Source organism: Bosea sp. (in: a-proteobacteria), from assembly GCF_023953965.1.
Lineage (GTDB): Bacteria > Pseudomonadota > Alphaproteobacteria > Rhizobiales > Beijerinckiaceae > Allobosea.
Genome location: NZ_JAMLIX010000002.1, coordinates 1171916 through 1188592 on the forward strand (window position 1 = coordinate 1171916; position 16677 = coordinate 1188592).

Genomic DNA, 16677 nt, shown 5'->3' on the forward strand with positions numbered 1-16677 from the left:
AATAGGGCAAATACGACCGGTTCGAGGTGAGGATCGGTTAACCTTCGCGCCTCAGGCGGCCGCGACGAGATCCTCCCCCCGTGCCCGGTAGGACAGGGCCTCCGCCAGATGGTGCCGGCCGACCGTCTCCTCCGCGTCGAGGTCGGCGAGCGTGCGGGCGACCTTCAGCACGCGGTGATAGGCGCGCGCCGTCAGCCGTAGCGCCTCCGCCGCGTCGCGCAGCAGGGAAAGCCCGGCCTTGTCCGGCCGCGCGATCTCCTCGATAACGGATACCGGGCAGGCGGCGTTGGTCATGACCCCGTCGAAGCCGAGGCGCTCGAAGCGCTCCGCCTGGATCGTACGCGCCATCGCGACGCGCGCGGCCACCGCCGCCGAGCTTTCGCCCGCGGCGGGGCGGATCAGATCCACCGCCGTCACCGCCGGCACATCGATCGCGATGTCGATCCGGTCGAGCAGCGGGCCGGAGACGCGCGCCTGATACTGCGCCATGCAGCGTTCGTTCGGCTGGCGGCGGCAGGCGAAGCCGGGCTCGGTCGCCCGGCCGCAGCGGCAGGGATTCATCGCGGCGACGAGCTGGAAGCGCGCCGGATAGACGACGCGGTTGTTGGCGCGCGAGATCAGCACCTCGCCGGTCTCGATCGGCTGGCGCAGCGCATCGAGCGCCTGCGGCTGGAATTCCGGCAACTCGTCGAGGAAGAGCACGCCGTGATGCGCCAGCGACACCTCGCCCGGCCGCGCCTGCACCCCGCCCCCGACCAGCGCCGCCATCGAGGCCGAATGATGCGGGGCCCGGAACGGGCGCCGGTCGGTCAGCGCGCCCTCGGCGAGCCGGCCGGCGACGGACATCACCATCGAGACCTCGAGCAGCTCGCGCGGCGAAAGCGGCGGCAGGATCGAGGGCAGCCGGCTCGCCAGCATCGACTTGCCGGCCCCGGGCGGCCCGTTCATCAGGAGATTGTGCCCGCCCGCCGCCGCGATCTCGAGCACGCGCCGCGCGCTTTCCTGGCCCTTGACGTCGGCGAGGTCCGGCAGCGGGCCGGCCTCGCGCGCCACCGCCGGCTCCGGCCGGGCCATCACCTGGGTTCCCTTGAAATGGTTGGCGAGCTGGATCAGCGAGCGCGGCGCCAGGATGTCGATATCCGCCGCGGCCCAGGCCGCCTCCGGGCCCGACGCCGCCGGGCAGATCAGCCCCTGCCCCCTGGCATAGGCCGCGATCGCCGCCGGCAGCACGCCCGCGACCGGCGCGATCGAGCCGTCGAGCGCCAATTCGCCGAGGACCGCATAACCGGCGAGCGCATCGGGAGGGATCGCCCCGATCGCGGCCATCACGGCGAGCGCGATCGGCAAATCGTAATGGCTGCCTTCCTTGGGCAGGTCCGCCGGCGCCAGGTTGACGGTGACGCGCTTGGCCGGCAGAGCAAGCCCCGAGGCAAGGAGCGCGGCCCGGACCCGCTCGCGGCTTTCCGCGACAGCCTTGTCCGGCAGCCCGACCAGAACGAAAGCGACGCCGCCCGCCGCGATCTGGACCTGAACGTCGACGGCGCGGGCCTCGATGCCCTCGAACGCCACCGTCGCGACTCGCGCCACCATCTTGCGCCCCGCTCCCCTACCGCAGCGGAAGGCTAGCGGAGCTTCAGCGGCAACGCAAGAACATACCGGGAACCGGACGGCGGCTGGAAGGAGATGTGCCTCCCCCCGCCTTCACGCCTCGACGGAGAGCCCGATCTGGCAGGCGACGCCGGTGCCGCCCAGCCCGCAATAGCCGGCCGGGTTCCTGGCCAGATATTGCTGGTGATAATCCTCGGCGAAGTAGAAGGTCGGCGCCGGGCGGATCTCGGTGGTGACCGGGCCGTAGCCGCCGGCGGCGAGCGCCTGGGCGTAAGCCGCGCGCGAGCGCTCGGCCGCCTCCTGCTGCTGCGCGTCGTAGGTGTAGATCGCCGAGCGGTATTGCGTGCCGACGTCGCCGCCCTGCCGCATGCCCTGGGTCGGATCGTGGTTCTCCCAGAAGATCTTCAGGAGGTCCTCATAGGCGATTTTGGCGGGGTCGAAGACGACGAGGACCACTTCGGTGTGCCCGGTCAGCCCGCTGCAGACCTCCTCATAGGTCGGGTTTTGCGTCGTGCCGCCGGCATAGCCCGAAGCCGTCACCCAGATGCCCTCGCCGCTCTGCCAGAACTTGCGCTCGGCGCCCCAGAAGCAGCCGAGGCCGAACAGGGCCTTCTGCATTCCCGCCGGATAGGGGCCGGCCAGGCTGCGCCCGTTGACGACATGGCTCTCGGCGGTAGGAATTGCCGCGGCGCGGCCGGGCAGGATCTCGGCCGGGGACGGCATCTCGGTCTTCTTGCGCAGGGAGAACATGGTTCGCTCCGTTCGGTTCGGGCTCAGCGGTCAATGTAGGCTCGCGCGGCGCGTTCGCACAGGGTTCCCGGCGCAGGGGCGCGATCACCGACGCGTGACGATGCCGATCGCTTCCGGCGGGCGCCGGCCGAGCCAGAGCAGCCCGAAACCGAAGAGCAACGCCACGCCCGCGGCCGGCGCCTTCAGCAGCGTCAGCAGCAGCGGGTCCCAGAGCCAGGGATGGATGTTGCGCTCGATCGCCGGCTGGACGAGCTGGAAGCGCTCCTGCATGACGGCCTGCAGCACGTCGCCGAGCGGCGTGAAGCGAAGCACCGAATCGGCGATCGAGCGGGCGCCGTCGATCACGAGCGCGACGAAGCCCGCCGCGACGAAGAGATAACCGGTCAACCGGAGCAAAAACCTCACCGTCCGCCCCCCGCAGCAATCCCCGCACATCGGCGCGGGCGACCAGATGTGCCCATGCCGGGCGCTGAGCGCAACCGATCGCTCGCGATTTGGCGCGATTGTGCAAAAGGCGCGATCACGGCCCTTGAAAGATGGCGGGCCGGCGGTCATAAGCAGCGCGCCGGACAGGTGGCCGAGTGGTTGAAGGCGCACGCCTGGAAAGTGTGTATACGGGAAACCGTATCGCGGGTTCGAATCCCGCCCTGTCCGCCATTTCGGGAAGCCCTCCACGGCGATCACGCCGGCGTCGCCGCCACACCCTCCAGGAACACCTTAAGGCACAGCCGCGCATGCCGCTGGCGCTCCGCGGCCGTCATGAGCCGGTCGCCGGGAAAGCGCTTGATCAGCACCGAGAAGATCATGTCCATCAGCATCCGGGCCAGCGCATCGGCCGGAAAGGCCCGCAGCGCGCCGCGCGCCTGCTGCCGGACAAGCCAATCCTCCAGGAGCCGCCGCGCCGGCTGGGCGCCCTCCTGTGCGATCATCTCGCCGATCTCGCTGAAGCGATCCGAATCGGCGAGGACCAGCCTGACGAAGGCCAGCCGCTCGCGATCGTCGATCGCGTCGCTGTCGAGCCGGAAGATCGCCGCCAGCGCCTCGGCGAGCGGCAGATCCTCGTCCGCGTCGCGCGGCAGCGCCAGCATCGAGCGCCGGTGATCGGCCACCATCACGCGGAACAGGTCGCTCTTGGCCGGAAACAGCCGGTAGAGCGTGCGCTTCGAGACGCCGCAGCGGCTTGCCACCGCATCCATCGTCGTGCCGCCATAGCCGACATCGAGGAAAAGCTCGCGGGCGGAGCGCACGATCCGCTCGCGCTCGGCTTCGTCCGGGCGCGTCTTGGGGCGCCCGCGCGCCCTCCCGGAAGCCGGTTGCGCGCCATCTCCGCCGTTCGCTCTGGTCAACTCCGTCATGGCGCCGCATTCTGGGGTTTGACAGCCGCAGAAATCAAGAGATAAGAAACCCGCCAGTTTCCAAAAAGAGAGACCGCATGCCGGCCGAGCGCGCCCCCTCCTCCTCCCGCCACGCCTTGCCGGGCGCGCTGCTCATCGCGGCGGCTCTGGCTGCCTGCAATGCCGAGAAGGCGGCAGCCCCGCCGGCGCAGCCGCAGCTTCAGGTCAGCGTCGTCTCGCTGCATCCGCAGCCGGTGGCGATCACGGCCGAGCTGCCGGGCCGCGTCTCGGCGAGCCTGATCGCGGAGGTGAGGCCCCAGGTCAGCGGCATCATCAAGTCGCGGCTGTTCCGAGAGGGCAGCGAGGTCAAGGCCGGGGACGTGCTCTACGAGATCGACCCCGCCCCCTATCAGGCCGCGCTCGACAGCGCGATCGCGGCCCAGCAGAAGGCCGAGGCCGCCGTCACCAACGCCCAGATCCGGGCCGGCCGCTACCAGGAGCTCTACCAGCGCAACGCCGGCAGCCGGCAGGACATGGACGACGCCACCGCCACGCTGGCACAGGCGCAGGCCGATCTGGCGGGCACCAAGGCGAGCGTCGAGGCAGCGCGGATCAACCTCGCCTATACCAAGGTCACGGCTCCGATCGACGGGCGCATCGACAAATCGGCACTGACCCAGGGCGCGCTCGTCACCGCCAACCAGGCCGCGATACTGACCACGATCCGCAAGCTCGATCCGATCAATGTCGACGTCACCCAGTCGAGCACCAACCTGCTGAAGTTCCGCGCCGATATCGCCTCGGGCCGGCTGAAGTTCACCGGCCCCAACGTCGCGGTGAGGCTCAAGCTCGACACCGGCGACGCCTATCAGCAGACCGGCAAGCTCGAATTCGCCGAGGCCAATATCGACCAGACGACCGGCACCTTCAGCGTCCGCGCCGAATTCCCCAATCCGGACCGGCTCCTGCTGCCGGGCATGTTCGTGCGCGCCGTGATCCAGGAAGGCATCGCCGAGAACAGCTTCCTGCTGCCGCAGCGCGCCGTCGGGCGCAACACCAAGGGCGAGGCGACCGCGAAATTCGTCTCAGCCGACGGCAAGGTCGAGGAGCGCGTGCTGGCGACCAGGCGCAACATCGGCAACAACTGGCTGGTCGACTCAGGCGTCAAGGACGGCGAGCGCGTCATCGTCGAGGGCGGCCAGCTCGCAAGGCCGGGCCAGGTCGTGACCGCGAACGAGGTCAGCGTCGACGAGGCGACGGGCGAGCTCAAATCGGCCAACCGCCGCGCCGAGCTTCCCGCCGGCGACACGGCGAAGAACTGACGCCATGCTGTCGCGTTTCTTCATCGAACGGCCGATCTTCGCCTGGGTCGTCGCCATCGTCATCATGCTGGCGGGGCTGCTCGCGCTGCGCTCGCTGCCGATCTCGCAATATCCGCAGATCGCGCCGACGACCGTGCAGATCAGCGCCAACTATCCCGGCGCCGACGCCCAGACCGTCGAGAACTCGGTGACCAAGGTCATCGAGCAGGGCATGACCGGCGTCGACAACCTGCAATACATGACGGCGACCTCGACCTCGACCGGCAACGCCCAGATCACGCTGACCTTCAACAGCCAGGCCGATCCCGACGTCGCGCAGATGCAGGTGCAGAACAAGCTGCAGCTCGTCACCCGCCAGTTGCCCGGCGTGGTGCAGAGCACCGGCATCTCGGTCGCCAAGGCCTCGACCGGCTTCCTGATGGTCGTCGCCTTCGTCTCGAAGGACGGGCGGATGTCGACCATCGACCTCGCCGACTATGTCGATTCGACCCTCAACGATACGTTGAAGCGCGTCGAGGGCGTCGGCTCGACCCAGCTCTTCGGCGCCGGCTACGCCATGCGCATCTGGCTCGACCCCGACAAGCTGCGCAAATACGCGCTGATGCCCGCCGACATCGCCGCCGCGATCGAGGCGCAGAATACGCAGGTCTCTGCCGGCCAGCTCGGCGGCCTGCCTCAGGTCCCCGGCCAGCAGCTCAACGCCACCGTGACTGCGCTCTCGCGGCTGCAGACGGTCGCGCAGTTCGAGAACATCATCCTCAAGAGCGGCCCGTCGGGCTCGATCGTGCGGCTGAACGACGTCGCCCGCGTCGAGCTCGGCGCCAAGAGCTACGACACCGTCTCGTTCTATAACGGCCAGCCGACGACCGGCATCGCCATCAGCCTCGCCACCGGCGCCAACGCGATCGACACCGCCAAGGCGGTGCAGGCGACGATCGAGCGGCTGAAGCCCACCCTGCCCGAGGGCGTCGAGGTCACCTACCCCTACGACACCACACCCTTCGTCACGCTCTCGATCGAGAAGGTGGTGCATACGCTGTTCGAGGCGATCCTGCTCGTCTTCGTCGTGATGTTCGTCTTCCTGCAGAACCTGCGCGCGACCTTCATCCCGATGCTGGCCGTGCCGGTCGTGCTGCTTGGCACCTTCGGGGTGCTGGCGCTCGCCGGCTATTCGATCAACACGCTCACCATGTTCGCGATGGTGCTGGCCATCGGCCTGCTCGTCGACGACGCCATCGTCGTGGTCGAGAACGTCGAGCGCGTGATGCGCGAAGAGAAGCTCTCGCCCAAGGAAGCGACGATCAAGTCGATGGGCGAGATCACCGGCGCGCTCGTCGGCATCGCCACCGTGCTGTCGGCGGTGTTCGTGCCGATGGCCTTCTTCGGCGGCTCGGTCGGCGTGATCTACCGGCAGTTCTCGGTGACGATCGTGACCGCGATGGCGCTCTCGGTCGTCGTCGCTCTGGTGCTGACGCCGGCGCTCTGCGCCACCCTGCTCAAGCCCGTCGGCGAGCATGGCGCGCGCAAGGGCTTCTTCGGCTGGTTCAACCGCAATTTCGAGCGCACCACCGAGGGCTACCGCTCCGGCGTCGCCGCGATGATCGCCCGCCCGCTGCGCTTCCTGATGGTCTTCCTGCTGATCGGCGGCGGCATGGCCTGGCTCTTCGTGCGGATGCCCTCCTCCTTCCTGCCGGAGGAGGATCAGGGCATCCTGCTCACCAGCGTGCAGCTGCCGGTCGGCGCCACGCAGGACCGGACGCTCAGGGTGCTCGACGAGGTGCAGAAGCACTACCGCGAGAAGGAGAAGGACCTCGTCGAGGGCGTGCTCACCGTCGCGGGCTTCGGCTTCGGCGGCCAGGGCCAGAATGTCGGCCTCGCCTTCGTCCGGCTGAAGCCCTTCGCCGAGCGCACCGGGAAGGCCGCCACGGCCCAGGCCATCGCCGGGCGCGCCATGGGCGCCTTCCGCGCGATCAGGGACGGCATGGTCTTCGCGCTCGCCCCGCCCGCCATCCAGGGCTTCGGCAACACGGCGGGCTTCGATTTTTACCTGCAGGACATTGCCGGCGCCGGGCATAGCCGGCTGATGGAGGTGCGCAACCAGCTGCTCGGCCTCGCCGCACAGAGCAAGCAGCTCTCCGGCACGCGCCCGAACGGCCAGGAGGACACCCCGCAATACGCGATCGAGATCGACCAGGAGAAGGCGAGCGCGCTGACCCTGCCGCTTTCCGCCATCAACAACACGCTGTCGACCGCCTGGGGCTCGGCCTATGTCAACGACTTCATCGACCGCGGCCGGGTGAAATCGGTCTATGTCCAGGCGGATGCGCCCTTCCGCATGCAGCCCGACGACATCGGGCGCTGGCATGTGCGCAACCAGATGGGCGAGATGGTGCCGTTCTCCGCCTTCGCCAGCGGGCGCTGGGCCTATGGCTCGCCGCGGCTCGAACGCTACAACGGCGCGGCCGCCGTCGAGATCCAGGGCGCGGCGGCGCCGGGCGTCAGCTCGGGGGCGGCGATGGAGGAGATCGAGCGGCTGATGACGCAGCTGCCGGTGGGCTTCGGCCATGAATGGACGGGGCTGTCCTTCCAGGAGCGCCTGTCGGGCAGCCAGGCGGTGGCGCTCTACGCCATCTCGATGCTGGTCGTCTTCCTGTGCCTGGCGGCGCTCTACGAGAGCTGGTCGATCCCCTTCGCGGTGATGCTGTCGGTGCCGATCGGCATCTTCGGCGCGCTTCTGGCGGCGACGCTCTTCGGCCAGAGCAACGACGTCTATTTCAAGGTTGGCCTGCTGACGACGATCGGGCTCGCCGCCAAGAACGCGATCCTGATCGTCGAGTTCGCGATCGAGCAGGAGGCCCGGGGCAAGGGCCTCGTCGAGGCGACGCTGGAGGCCGCCCGCCAGCGACTGCGGCCGATCCTGATGACCTCGCTCGCCTTCGTGCTCGGCGTCACGCCGCTCGCGCTCGCGACCGGCGCCGGCTCGGGCAGCCAGAATGCGATCGGCATCGGCGTGATGGGCGGCATGATCGCGGCGACCACGCTCGGCCTCTTCTTCGTGCCGCTGCTCTATGTCACCGTCGTGCGCTTCGTGCGGCGCTGGCGTCGCCCGGAACCGGCTACGGCATGAACGGTTACGGCTGCGTCCGGCCCCCGAAACTGCTAGGCTCATCGCCATGACCGAGTTCCCCGACATCATCCGCTCGCCCCTGTCGCAGACCTTCACCCATGACGGCGTCACCGTGCGGGTGGAGATCTACAAGATCGAGGGCACCGACGGCTGGACCCTCGAGCTCATCGACGAGGAAGGCGGCTCGACCGTCTGGCAGGACGCCTTCGCCACCGATGCCGCCGCCTTCGCCGAGTTCACCGACGGCGTCGAGCATCTCGGCCTCGAGCGGCTGATCGACCCGGACGACGACGACCTCGCCACCGTCCACTGAGCGGCCCGTGCGCTACACCGACGAGCTCGACACGCTGCGCACCGCCCGCGACCGCTTGCGCCGCCGGATCGCCGAACGGCTCGCTATGGAGGCCGATGCGCCGCTGTCGGAGCATTGGCTGACGGCGGCCGACGCAACGATCGAGGCCTGGGAGCGCGAGGGCGAGGAGGCGCAGGATCAGCGCGCCTTCCGGCCGCTCGGGCCGCTCCAGGCGCTGCTGGCGGACCACGCCGCGCTCGTCGAACGCATCGCCGACGCGCTCGACCGGCGGCTGTCCTAAGCCCCGCTCAGCGTGCGCCTGACGCTGTCGCGCCAGCCGGCGACCTTGCGGCGGCGCTGGCTTTCCGCCATCGCCGGGGTGAAGCGCCGTTCCAGCCGCCAGAGGTCGGCGAAACGGTCGGGCTCCGGCAGCAGGCCGGCATCGAGCCCGGCGAGATAGGCCGCGCCCAGCGCGGTCGTCTCCAGCACGGTCGGCCGGTCGACCGGCAGGTCGAGAATGTCGGCGAGGCGCTGCATCGTCCAGTCGGAGGCGACCATGCCGCCATCGACCCGCAGCACCGATTGCCGGCCCGCCCCCGCCGCCGGGCAGTCCGCCCGCATCGCCTCGACGAGGTCGAGTGTCTGGTAGCAGACGCTTTCCAGCGCGGCGCGGGCGAATTCGCGCGGGCCGGAATTGCGGGTGAGCCCGAACATCGCGCCGCGCGCATGGGTGTCCCAATGCGGCGCGCCGAGCCCGACGAAGGCCGGCACCAGATAGACCTCCTGCTCGGGATCGGCGGCCTCGGCGAGCGGGCCGGTCTCGCTCGCCTTTTCGATGATGCCGAGCCCGTCGCGCAGCCATTGCACCGCCGCACCGGCGATGAAGATCGAGCCTTCGAGCGCATAGGTCCGCTCGCCCCCGAACTGATAGGCGACGGTGCTGAGCAGCCGGTGCTGCGAGCGCACCGGCGCATCGCCCGTGTTGAGCAGCGCGAAGCAGCCGGTGCCATAGGTCGATTTCACCATGCCGGGCGCGAAGCAGGCCTGGCCGATCGTCGCCGCCTGCTGGTCGCCGGCGATGCCGCGCACGGGAATGGCCTTCCCGAACAGCTCGGGCAGGGTGTCGCCGAAATGCGCGGCGCAATCGCGCACCTGCGGCAGGAGCGCAGCCGGGATTCCGAACAGCGCGAGCAGCTCCGGGTCCCAGACGCCGCGGCCGATGTCGAACAGCATGGTGCGGGCGGCGTTCGTGGCGTCGGTCGCATGCACCGCCCCGCCGGTGAGCCGCCAGAGCAGGAAGCTGTCGACCGTGCCGAAGGCGAGCTCGCCCGCTTCCGCGCGCCGCCGCGCGCCTGGAACGTTGTCGAGCAGCCAGGCGATCTTGGTGGCGGAGAAATAGGGATCGATGCGCAAGCCCGTCCGCGCGGCGACCAGATCCTCATGACCGGCGGCGGCGAGCTTGGCGCACGCTTCGGCGGTGCGCCGGTCCTGCCAGACGATGGCGCGATGGATCGCCCGGCCGGTGCGGCGGTCCCAGATGAGCGTCGTCTCGCGCTGGTTGGTGATGCCGATGCCGGCGATCTCGGCTGCGCTCAGGCCCGCCTTGGCGATGGCCTCGCGCGCGGTGGCGACGACGCTCTCCCAGATGTCCTCCGGCTCGTGCTCGACCCAGCCGGAGGCCGGGAAATGCTGCGGAAACTCCTTCTGGGCGCTGGCGACGATGCCAAGCGACGCATCGAACAGGATGGCCCGCGAGGAGGTCGTGCCCTGGTCGATGGCGAGGATGTGTCTCATGGCCATGTCGGTTCCCTGCCCTGTCGCGATGCAGCCGGTAAAGACTGGCCGATCCGCCGGCTCCAGCGCAAGCCGGCAAGGTTCCGCTTGGCATGCCGTGCGCCCTGTAGTTAGCTTGTCGGCGAAGCAGTTGGCCGCGCCGGGTCGCGGCCCCTGTCCGCGCCTTGCCGTGTCGGACAGGTCGGGGGATTGGATCGGTGGCGGTCGAGGACCGGCAAGAACGAGGTGTCGCGCCTGGAGCGCGGCCGCAGCGACATGACGCCGATCCGCAGCGGACCGGCGCGTTTCCGGCCGTCACGCCGTTCAAGAGCATCGCGCAGCCCGCGACCCGCCGCCCGTCGGCTACGACCTATGCCGCGCTCGATCTCGGCACCAACAACTGCCGCCTGCTGATCGCCCGGCCGGCGCAGCATGGCTTTCGCGTGGTCGACGCCTTCTCCCGCATCGTGCGCCTCGGCGAGGGGCTCGCCGCGAGCAGCCGCCTCGCCGATGCCGCGATGGACCGCGCCGTCGACGCGCTGAAGATCTGCCGCGGCAAGATGGCGAATCGCGGCGTCACCCGCGCCCGCCTCGTCACCACCGAAGCCTGCCGCGCCGCCACCAACGGGCTCGACTTCATCCGCCGCGTCGCGGCGGAGGCCGAATTGGCGCTGGAGGTCATCGACCAGCGCACCGAGGCCGCGCTCGCCGTCTCGGGCTGTGCGGCGCTGGCCGATCCCGCGGCTGAAAGCGTCATCGTCTTCGACATCGGCGGCGGCTCGACCGAGATCGTCTGGCTCGGCGGCCGCAGCGAGGCGCGCGATCCCGCCGCCCGCATCCGCGAATGGGCCTCGCTGCCGATCGGAGTCGTCACCGTGGCGGAACGCTATGGCGGCATCGAGGTCAGCCGCGAATTGTTCGAGCGGATGGTCGAGGATTGCGCGCAGGCTCTCGGCCCCTTCGCGAAGAAGGCGGCGGCGGCCAGCGACACCCGCGGCTTCCACCTGCTCGGCACCTCCGGCACGGTGACGACGGTCGCCGGCATCCATCTCGAATTGCCGCGCTACGACCGGCGCGAGGTCGACGGGCTGTGGATGCATCAGCGCGACATCCTGGCGGTGATCGACCGGCTGATCGCGATGGACTATGCGGCGCGTGCGGCGAATGCCTGCATCGGCCGCGAGCGCGCCGATCTGGTGCTGGCCGGCTGCGCGATCTTCGAGGCGATCCGCCGCGCCTTCCCCAGCGAGCGCGTGCGCATCGCCGATCGCGGCCTGCGCGAGGGCATCCTGCTGCGGATGATGCACGAGGACCGCGCCTGGTGGCGGCGGAAATAGGGCGATGAACAGCGGACCATCCGGCGGCAAGGGCGGCAAGGCGAGCGCCGGCGCGCGCGACCTGCGCGTCAAGGTGAAGAAGGCCGGCAAGCTCAAGCATTCCTCGCAGCTCTGGCTCGAGCGCCAGCTCAACGACCCTTACGTGAAGCGTGCCAGGGAGCTGGGCTATCGCTCCCGCGCGGCGTTCAAGCTCGAGGAGATGGACGACCGCTACAAGTTCCTGAAACCCGGCCAGCGGCTGGTCGATCTCGGCTGCGCGCCGGGCGGCTGGTGCCAGGTCGCCGCCAAGCGGATCGGGCTGGAGCGCGGCAAGGGCCATATCGTCGGCATCGACCTCCTGGCCGTCGATCCGATCCCCGGCGTCGACCTGATCCAGATGGATTTCATGGCCGAGGAGGCGCCGGCCCTGCTGACGGAACGCCTGGGCGGGCGCGCCGACGGCGTGATGTCCGACATGGCCGCCAACACCACCGGCCACAAGAAGACCGACCATCTCAAGATCATCGCGCTCGCCGAGGCGGCCGTGGAGTTTGCGCATAGCGTGCTGGCGCCGGGCGGCTTCTTCCTCGCCAAGCTGTTCCAGGGCGGCGACAGCGCCGAACTCCTCACCGGGCTGAAGCGCGACTTCGCCACCGTCCGCAACGTCAAGCCGGCGGCAAGCCGCGCCGATTCCTCCGAGCTCTACGTGCTGGCGACCGGCTATCGCCGGCCTCGGCCGCCGGACGGCGAGGACGGCTGAAGCAGGCGGCTCTCACTCCGGAAAGACGTCGCGCGGCAGGTGGCGGGGATCGTAGGTTCCGGGAGCGCTGCGGGCGACGGAGTTCCAGATCCAGAAGCCGAAGCCGCCGAGCCCGCCGAGAGGTCCCGCCACCTCCAGGAAGCGGGCCTTGCCGCTGAGCCAGATATAGAGAACCATCAGCCCGGCCCCACCGAAGACGACGCCTGCGACGAGCGCGACGCCGATCAGAAAATTGTGCCGCCCCTCCGGAATGCCGCGCCGGAAGGCGACGTGGTCGTGCCCGCCCGTGACGAGGCGGCGATGCAGGTCCTCGACGAAGGCGATGAAGGCCTTGTCGCGCTGCGGATCGTCCTTGCCCCAGGGACCGTTGGAATGGACGCAGAGCGGCCGCCCGGCGGCGAAGGTGAGCTCGGCCAGCGCTTCCCAGGGGGCGCGCGGCCCGCCATTGACCGCCTGGAGGCGCATGCCGCGCAGATCGGCGAAGCGCCTGAGGCCCGAGCGGCCGTCGAGCGCGTAGGCGATGCCCTCGTCGCTCAGCGTCAGCTCCGTTTCGGCGAGCTTGAGCCGGGCCGTGCCGTCGCCGACACAGAGCTGGTAGCGCATCTCGTCCGAAGGAGCGGGCGCGGCTTGCATGCGCGAACCCTGCGGCAGGCGGGCCGCTCTGGCAAGGTCATTCCGCCGGCTTCCGCTCGACGAGCGCCTCGGCCGTGACCTTGCGCGCGCTGAGCGGGGCATGGCCGGAGACCTCGGCGCCGGCATCGGGGGAAAGCTGCCGCATCCACAGCCCCGAGGAGGCCGCGATCAGGCCGACGATCAGGAAGGCCGGCCAGAAATCCCCGGCGGCGAGCGTCTCGCCGCCGCGGGCCTGATGGACGCTCTCAAGGACGAAGGCGCCGAGCGTGACGCCGAGCGTGAGCGAAAGCTGCTGGGCGACGCTCGACAGGCTGGTCGCGCCCGACATCGCGCGGTTGGAGACATCGGCATAGCTCAGAGCGCCGATGCCGGTGAACTGCAGCGAGCGGAAGCAGCCGCCGACGAGCAGCACCGACAGCATCACCGCATGCGGCGTCGTCGGCGTGAACAGGCCCGACGCCGCGAGAAAGGCCGCCCCGACCAGGGCGTTGACGGTCAGCACCCTGCGGAAGCCGAACCGCGCCAGGATGGTCTTCGCCGCCGTCTTCATGATCAGCGCGCCGGCCGCCGAGACGAAGGTGATCAGCCCCGATTGCAGCGCGTTCAGCCCGAAGCCGAGCTGGAGCATCAGCGGCAGCAGGAAGGGGATCGCGCCGGTGCCGATCCTGAAGATCGAGCCGCCGATCACGCCGATCCTGAAGGTCGGGATCCTGAGCAGGGACAGGTTGATGACCGGATGAGGCACGCGCCGCGCATGGAACCAGTAGCCGACCAGCGCCGCCGCTCCCGCGACCACGCAGGCCTGGGACACCACCTCCGGCACGAGATGGCGCCCGCCGCTGTTGAGGCCCAGCATCAGGCTGGCGAAGCCGAAGGCGGACAACAGGAACCCGCGGATGTCGAGGGGCGGCACGTCCTCCTCGCGGACCTCCTCGAGGAACAGGCTCGCCAGCACGAGGCCGACGAGGCCTATCGGGATGTTGATCAGGAAGATCCAGCGCCAGTCGAAATAGGTGGTGATGAAGCCGCCGAGCGGCGGCCCGACCACCGGCCCGACCAGCGCGGGCACCGTCAGATAGGCGAGCGCGCCGACCATCTCGGACTTGCTGACGCTGCGCAGCACGACGAGGCGCCCGACCGGCACCATCATCGCCCCGCCCATGCCCTGGAGGAAGCGGGCGCCGACGAAGGCACCGAGCGAGCTCGACACCGCGCACAGAAGCGAGCCGAGCATGAAGACGCACAGCGCCGAGCGGAAGATCGTGCGCGCGCCGAAACGGTCCGCCATCCAGCCGGAGATCGGGATGAAGACGGCGAGGCTGACGAGATAGGAAGTCAGCGCGAGCTTCAGCGCGATCGGGTCCTCGCCGAGCGATTCCGCGATCACCGGCAGCGAGGTCGCGATCACCGTCGAGTCGGTGTTCTCCATGAACAGCGCACAGGCGACGATCAGGGGCAGGAGCTTGGCGCGCTGCACGGCTTTTCAGACCTTCGACACCCGCGGACATCGGCTGCGTTCGAAATCATAAGCTAGTTTATTAATGTCATGTGCAGTGAATGACGAGAGCGAAATTGTGGTGCAGCGCCCGATTTGCCCGCCGCCGATGCGCTTCCGCCATGCGCTGGGATGATGGCTCGGCGGCAGGCACAATGCCGTCATGCGTTGCCCTCACTCATTCCCGGCCCGACGCACCCCATCTCTTTTCAGCCCGGTCGCACCGGGCCGACGCGAGGGGCGCGCGCCGCCAACCGCTGGAGAAGCACCATGACCATGATCTCACCCGCCTTCACCGCAGCCCGCCATCTGGCACCCGGCCTGTCCCTGTTCGGCCTTGCCGTCGTCGCCGGCCTGAGCTGGGCACCGGCTCCCGCCGCGGCCGCCACCAACGACGTGCCGGCGAGCTGCCAGTTCCAGACGATCCCGGGCGGTGGCGAAGGCTTGCGCTACGACGAATGCATGCGCCGCACGGCCTGCAACCAGATAGCCGATGCGGCCGGCCGGACCATCTACGAGGCCGGCTGCTTCGGCGTCTCGCCCAAGGCGCCGAGGCTCGCCGCGCTCGCTCGCCCGACCCACTGATCGAACCGAGACGCGGAAACGGCGCCGCCATGCGCCGGCGCCGTTTCCGCACTGCAAAATAATCCCGCCCCCCGCACTAGCGGACGCAAGCCGCCCGTGCTAACGGGCCTCGTCAACTCGGCAACGGGCCTGTCGCCCTGCCCCCTGATAAAGCCGGCCTCGCCGGCATCGGAGTTGACGATGACGCTTTCATTCGACGGTCTGATCCGCGACGGCCTCACCTTCGACGACGTGCTGCTCGAGCCGGGGGCCTCCGAGGTGATGCCGGCGGATGTCGACATCCGCACCAGGCTCACCCGCACCATCGCGCTCAACCTGCCGATCATCGCCTCGGCGATGGATACGGTCACCGAGGCGCGCATGGCGATCGCCATGGCGCAGGCCGGCGGGCTCGGCGTCATCCACCGCAACCTCGAGGCTCCCGAGCAGGCCGCCCAGGTCCGGCTGGTCAAGAAATTCGAATCGGGGATGATCGCCAACCCGATCACCATCCATCCCGACGAGACGCTGGCCGACGCGCTGGCGCTGATGAAGCACAACGGCATTTCCGGCATCCCGGTCGTCGAGCGCGGTCCGCAGGGCCACAAGGGCAAGCTCGTCGGCATCCTGACCAACCGCGATGTGCGCTTCGCCGCCAACCCGGCCCAGCCCGTCTCCGAACTGATGACGAAGGAGCGGCTGATCACGGTGCGGGAGGGCGTCAGCCCCGAGGAGGCGCGCCGCCTCCTCCACCAGTTCCGCATCGAGAAGCTGCTCGTCGTCGACGACCATTACCGCTGCATCGGCCTGATCACCGTCAAGGACATGGAGAAGCAGGTCGCCTATCCCAACGCCGCCAAGGACGGCCATGGCCGGCTGCTCGCCGCCGCCGCGACCACGACCGGCGACCAGGGCTTCGAGCGCTCCGAGATGCTGATCGACGCCGGCGTCGACCTCATCGTCGTCGACACCGCCCACGGCCATTCCGCCAAGGTGCTCGACGCCGTCAGCCGCGTGAAGAAGCTGTCGAACGCGGTCCAGGTCATCGCCGGCAACGTCGCCACCGCCGGCGGCGCCCAGGCCCTGATCGATGCCGGCGCCGACGCCATCAAGGTCGGCATCGGCCCGGGCTCGATCTGCACGACCCGCATCGTCGCCGGCGTCGGCGTGCCGCAGCTCACCGCGATCATGGACGCAGCCTCGGCTGCGTCGAAGGCCGGCGTGCCGGTCATCGCCGATGGCGGCATCAAATATTCCGGCGACCTCGCCAAGGCGCTCGCGGCCGGCGCCTCCTGCGCCATGGTCGGCTCGCTGCTCGCCGGCACCGACGAGACGCCGGGCGAGACCTTCCTCTACCAGGGCCGCAGCTACAAGGCCTATCGCGGCATGGGGTCGGTCGGCGCGATGGCGCGCGGCTCGGCCGACCGCTATTTCCAGCAGGACATCAAGGACACGCTGAAGCTCGTGCCCGAGGGCATCGAGGGCCAGGTCGCCTATAAGGGCCCGGTCAAGAACGTGCTGCACCAGCTCGCCGGGGGCCTGCGCGCCGCGATGGGCTATGTCGGCGGCCACGACCTCGAGGATTATCGCAACAAGGCCCGCTTCATCCGCATCACCAGCGCGGGCCTGCGCGAGAGCCACGTCCACGACGTGACGATCGTGCGCGAGAGCCCGAACTACCCGACGCGCTCCTGAAGGCTGTG

15 protein-coding genes and 1 tRNA gene are annotated in these 16677 nt (G+C 69.6%); 9 read left to right on the forward strand and 7 right to left on the reverse strand.

Annotated features, from left to right (window positions below):
• Positions 1-51: 51 nt before the first annotated feature.
• The 3 genes from M9917_RS20665 to M9917_RS20675 form a co-directional block, all read right to left on the reverse strand.
• On the reverse strand, positions 52-1590 hold the full coding sequence (locus M9917_RS20665) for a YifB family Mg chelatase-like AAA ATPase (RefSeq protein WP_297256864.1): 1539 nt from the start codon (positions 1588-1590) through the stop codon (positions 52-54).
• A gap of 111 nt (positions 1591-1701) precedes the next feature.
• Positions 1702-2358: a peptide-methionine (S)-S-oxide reductase MsrA gene (gene msrA / locus M9917_RS20670; protein WP_297256866.1), complete on the reverse strand. Its 657-nt coding sequence runs from the start codon at positions 2356-2358 to the stop codon at positions 1702-1704.
• 84 nt (positions 2359-2442) lie between these two features.
• Positions 2443-2763 (reverse strand): hypothetical protein, encoded by a 321-nt coding sequence (locus M9917_RS20675; RefSeq protein ID WP_297256868.1) that lies wholly within the window; start codon positions 2761-2763, stop codon positions 2443-2445.
• Positions 2764-2925: 162 nt separating this feature from the next.
• On the opposite strand from M9917_RS20675, the gene M9917_RS20680 reads away from it, so the two are divergent.
• A tRNA-Ser gene (locus M9917_RS20680) sits at positions 2926-3015 on the forward strand.
• 23 nt (positions 3016-3038) lie between these two features.
• On the opposite strand, the gene M9917_RS20685 is transcribed toward M9917_RS20680, so the two are convergent.
• A complete protein-coding gene (locus M9917_RS20685) occupies positions 3039-3713 on the reverse strand; it encodes a TetR/AcrR family transcriptional regulator (protein WP_297256870.1) in 675 nt (224 codons plus the stop codon).
• Between the two features lie 77 nt (positions 3714-3790).
• Between M9917_RS20685 and M9917_RS20690 the strand changes: the two genes are divergently transcribed.
• From M9917_RS20690 to M9917_RS20705, 4 genes are read left to right on the forward strand one after another with little or no spacing between them, the layout of a single operon-like run.
• Entirely contained in the window at positions 3791-5014 is a 1224-nt protein-coding gene (locus M9917_RS20690) for an efflux RND transporter periplasmic adaptor subunit (protein WP_297256872.1), read from the forward strand.
• A 7-nt stretch (positions 5015-5021) separates the two neighbouring features.
• Positions 5022-8141: an efflux RND transporter permease subunit gene (locus tag M9917_RS20695; protein ID WP_297257138.1), complete on the forward strand. Its 3120-nt coding sequence runs from the start codon at positions 5022-5024 to the stop codon at positions 8139-8141.
• 46 nt (positions 8142-8187) lie between these two features.
• On the forward strand, positions 8188-8454 hold the full coding sequence (locus M9917_RS20700) for a hypothetical protein (RefSeq protein WP_297256874.1): 267 nt from the start codon (positions 8188-8190) through the stop codon (positions 8452-8454).
• Between the two features lie 7 nt (positions 8455-8461).
• Complete coding sequence (locus M9917_RS20705) at positions 8462-8734, forward strand: hypothetical protein (protein WP_297256876.1); 273 nt, start codon at positions 8462-8464, stop codon at positions 8732-8734.
• Here M9917_RS20705 and glpK read toward each other — a convergent pair.
• Positions 8731-10227: a glycerol kinase GlpK gene (gene glpK, locus M9917_RS20710; protein ID WP_297257139.1), complete on the reverse strand. Its 1497-nt coding sequence runs from the start codon at positions 10225-10227 to the stop codon at positions 8731-8733. The genes M9917_RS20705 and glpK overlap by 4 nt on opposite strands.
• A 197-nt stretch (positions 10228-10424) precedes the next feature.
• On the opposite strand from glpK, the gene M9917_RS20715 reads away from it, so the two are divergent.
• Together M9917_RS20715 and M9917_RS20720 are read left to right on the forward strand one after the other, a co-directional pair.
• The gene (locus M9917_RS20715) at positions 10425-11543 is read left to right on the forward strand and encodes a Ppx/GppA phosphatase family protein (protein WP_465246397.1); all 1119 of its coding nucleotides are present in this window, start codon (positions 10425-10427) and stop codon (positions 11541-11543) included.
• A gap of 4 nt (positions 11544-11547) precedes the next feature.
• Positions 11548-12282, forward strand: a complete 735-nt coding sequence (locus M9917_RS20720; RefSeq protein ID WP_297256878.1) for an RlmE family RNA methyltransferase — start codon at positions 11548-11550, stop codon at positions 12280-12282.
• A 12-nt stretch (positions 12283-12294) separates the two neighbouring features.
• Here the strand turns inward: M9917_RS20720 and M9917_RS20725 are convergent, their stop codons facing one another.
• Together M9917_RS20725 and M9917_RS20730 are read right to left on the reverse strand one after the other, a co-directional pair.
• Positions 12295-12915 (reverse strand): hypothetical protein, encoded by a 621-nt coding sequence (locus M9917_RS20725; RefSeq protein ID WP_297256880.1) that lies wholly within the window; start codon positions 12913-12915, stop codon positions 12295-12297.
• A 37-nt stretch (positions 12916-12952) separates the two neighbouring features.
• A complete protein-coding gene (locus M9917_RS20730) occupies positions 12953-14392 on the reverse strand; it encodes an MFS transporter (RefSeq protein WP_297256881.1) in 1440 nt (479 codons plus the stop codon).
• A 288-nt stretch (positions 14393-14680) separates the two neighbouring features.
• Here M9917_RS20730 and M9917_RS20735 point away from each other — a divergent pair, with 288 nt between their 5' ends.
• A complete protein-coding gene (locus M9917_RS20735; protein WP_297256883.1) occupies positions 14681-14995 on the forward strand; it encodes a hypothetical protein in 315 nt (104 codons plus the stop codon).
• A gap of 180 nt (positions 14996-15175) precedes the next feature.
• Entirely contained in the window at positions 15176-16669 is a 1494-nt protein-coding gene (gene guaB / locus M9917_RS20740) for an IMP dehydrogenase (protein ID WP_297256886.1), read from the forward strand.
• Positions 16670-16677 lie beyond the last annotated feature (8 nt).

What these genes read in the sequence shown, in the direction of transcription:
- M9917_RS20665 (WP_297256864.1), bottom strand. Translation starts at nt 1,590, where the DNA reads ATGGTGGCGCGAGTCGCGACGGTGGCGTTCGAGGGCATCGAGGCCCGC.
- msrA (WP_297256866.1), bottom strand. Translation starts at nt 2,358, where the DNA reads ATGTTCTCCCTGCGCAAGAAGACCGAGATGCCGTCCCCGGCCGAGATC.
- M9917_RS20685 (WP_297256870.1), bottom strand. Translation starts at nt 3,713, where the DNA reads ATGACGGAGTTGACCAGAGCGAACGGCGGAGATGGCGCGCAACCGGCT.
- M9917_RS20690 (WP_297256872.1), top strand. Translation starts at nt 3,791, where the DNA reads ATGCCGGCCGAGCGCGCCCCCTCCTCCTCCCGCCACGCCTTGCCGGGC.
- M9917_RS20700 (WP_297256874.1), top strand. Translation starts at nt 8,188, where the DNA reads ATGACCGAGTTCCCCGACATCATCCGCTCGCCCCTGTCGCAGACCTTC.
- glpK (WP_297257139.1), bottom strand. Translation starts at nt 10,227, where the DNA reads ATGAGACACATCCTCGCCATCGACCAGGGCACGACCTCCTCGCGGGCC.
- M9917_RS20720 (WP_297256878.1), top strand. Translation starts at nt 11,548, where the DNA reads ATGAACAGCGGACCATCCGGCGGCAAGGGCGGCAAGGCGAGCGCCGGC.
- M9917_RS20725 (WP_297256880.1), bottom strand. Translation starts at nt 12,915, where the DNA reads ATGCAAGCCGCGCCCGCTCCTTCGGACGAGATGCGCTACCAGCTCTGT.
- M9917_RS20735 (WP_297256883.1), top strand. Translation starts at nt 14,681, where the DNA reads ATGACCATGATCTCACCCGCCTTCACCGCAGCCCGCCATCTGGCACCC.
- guaB (WP_297256886.1), top strand. Translation starts at nt 15,176, where the DNA reads ATGACGCTTTCATTCGACGGTCTGATCCGCGACGGCCTCACCTTCGAC.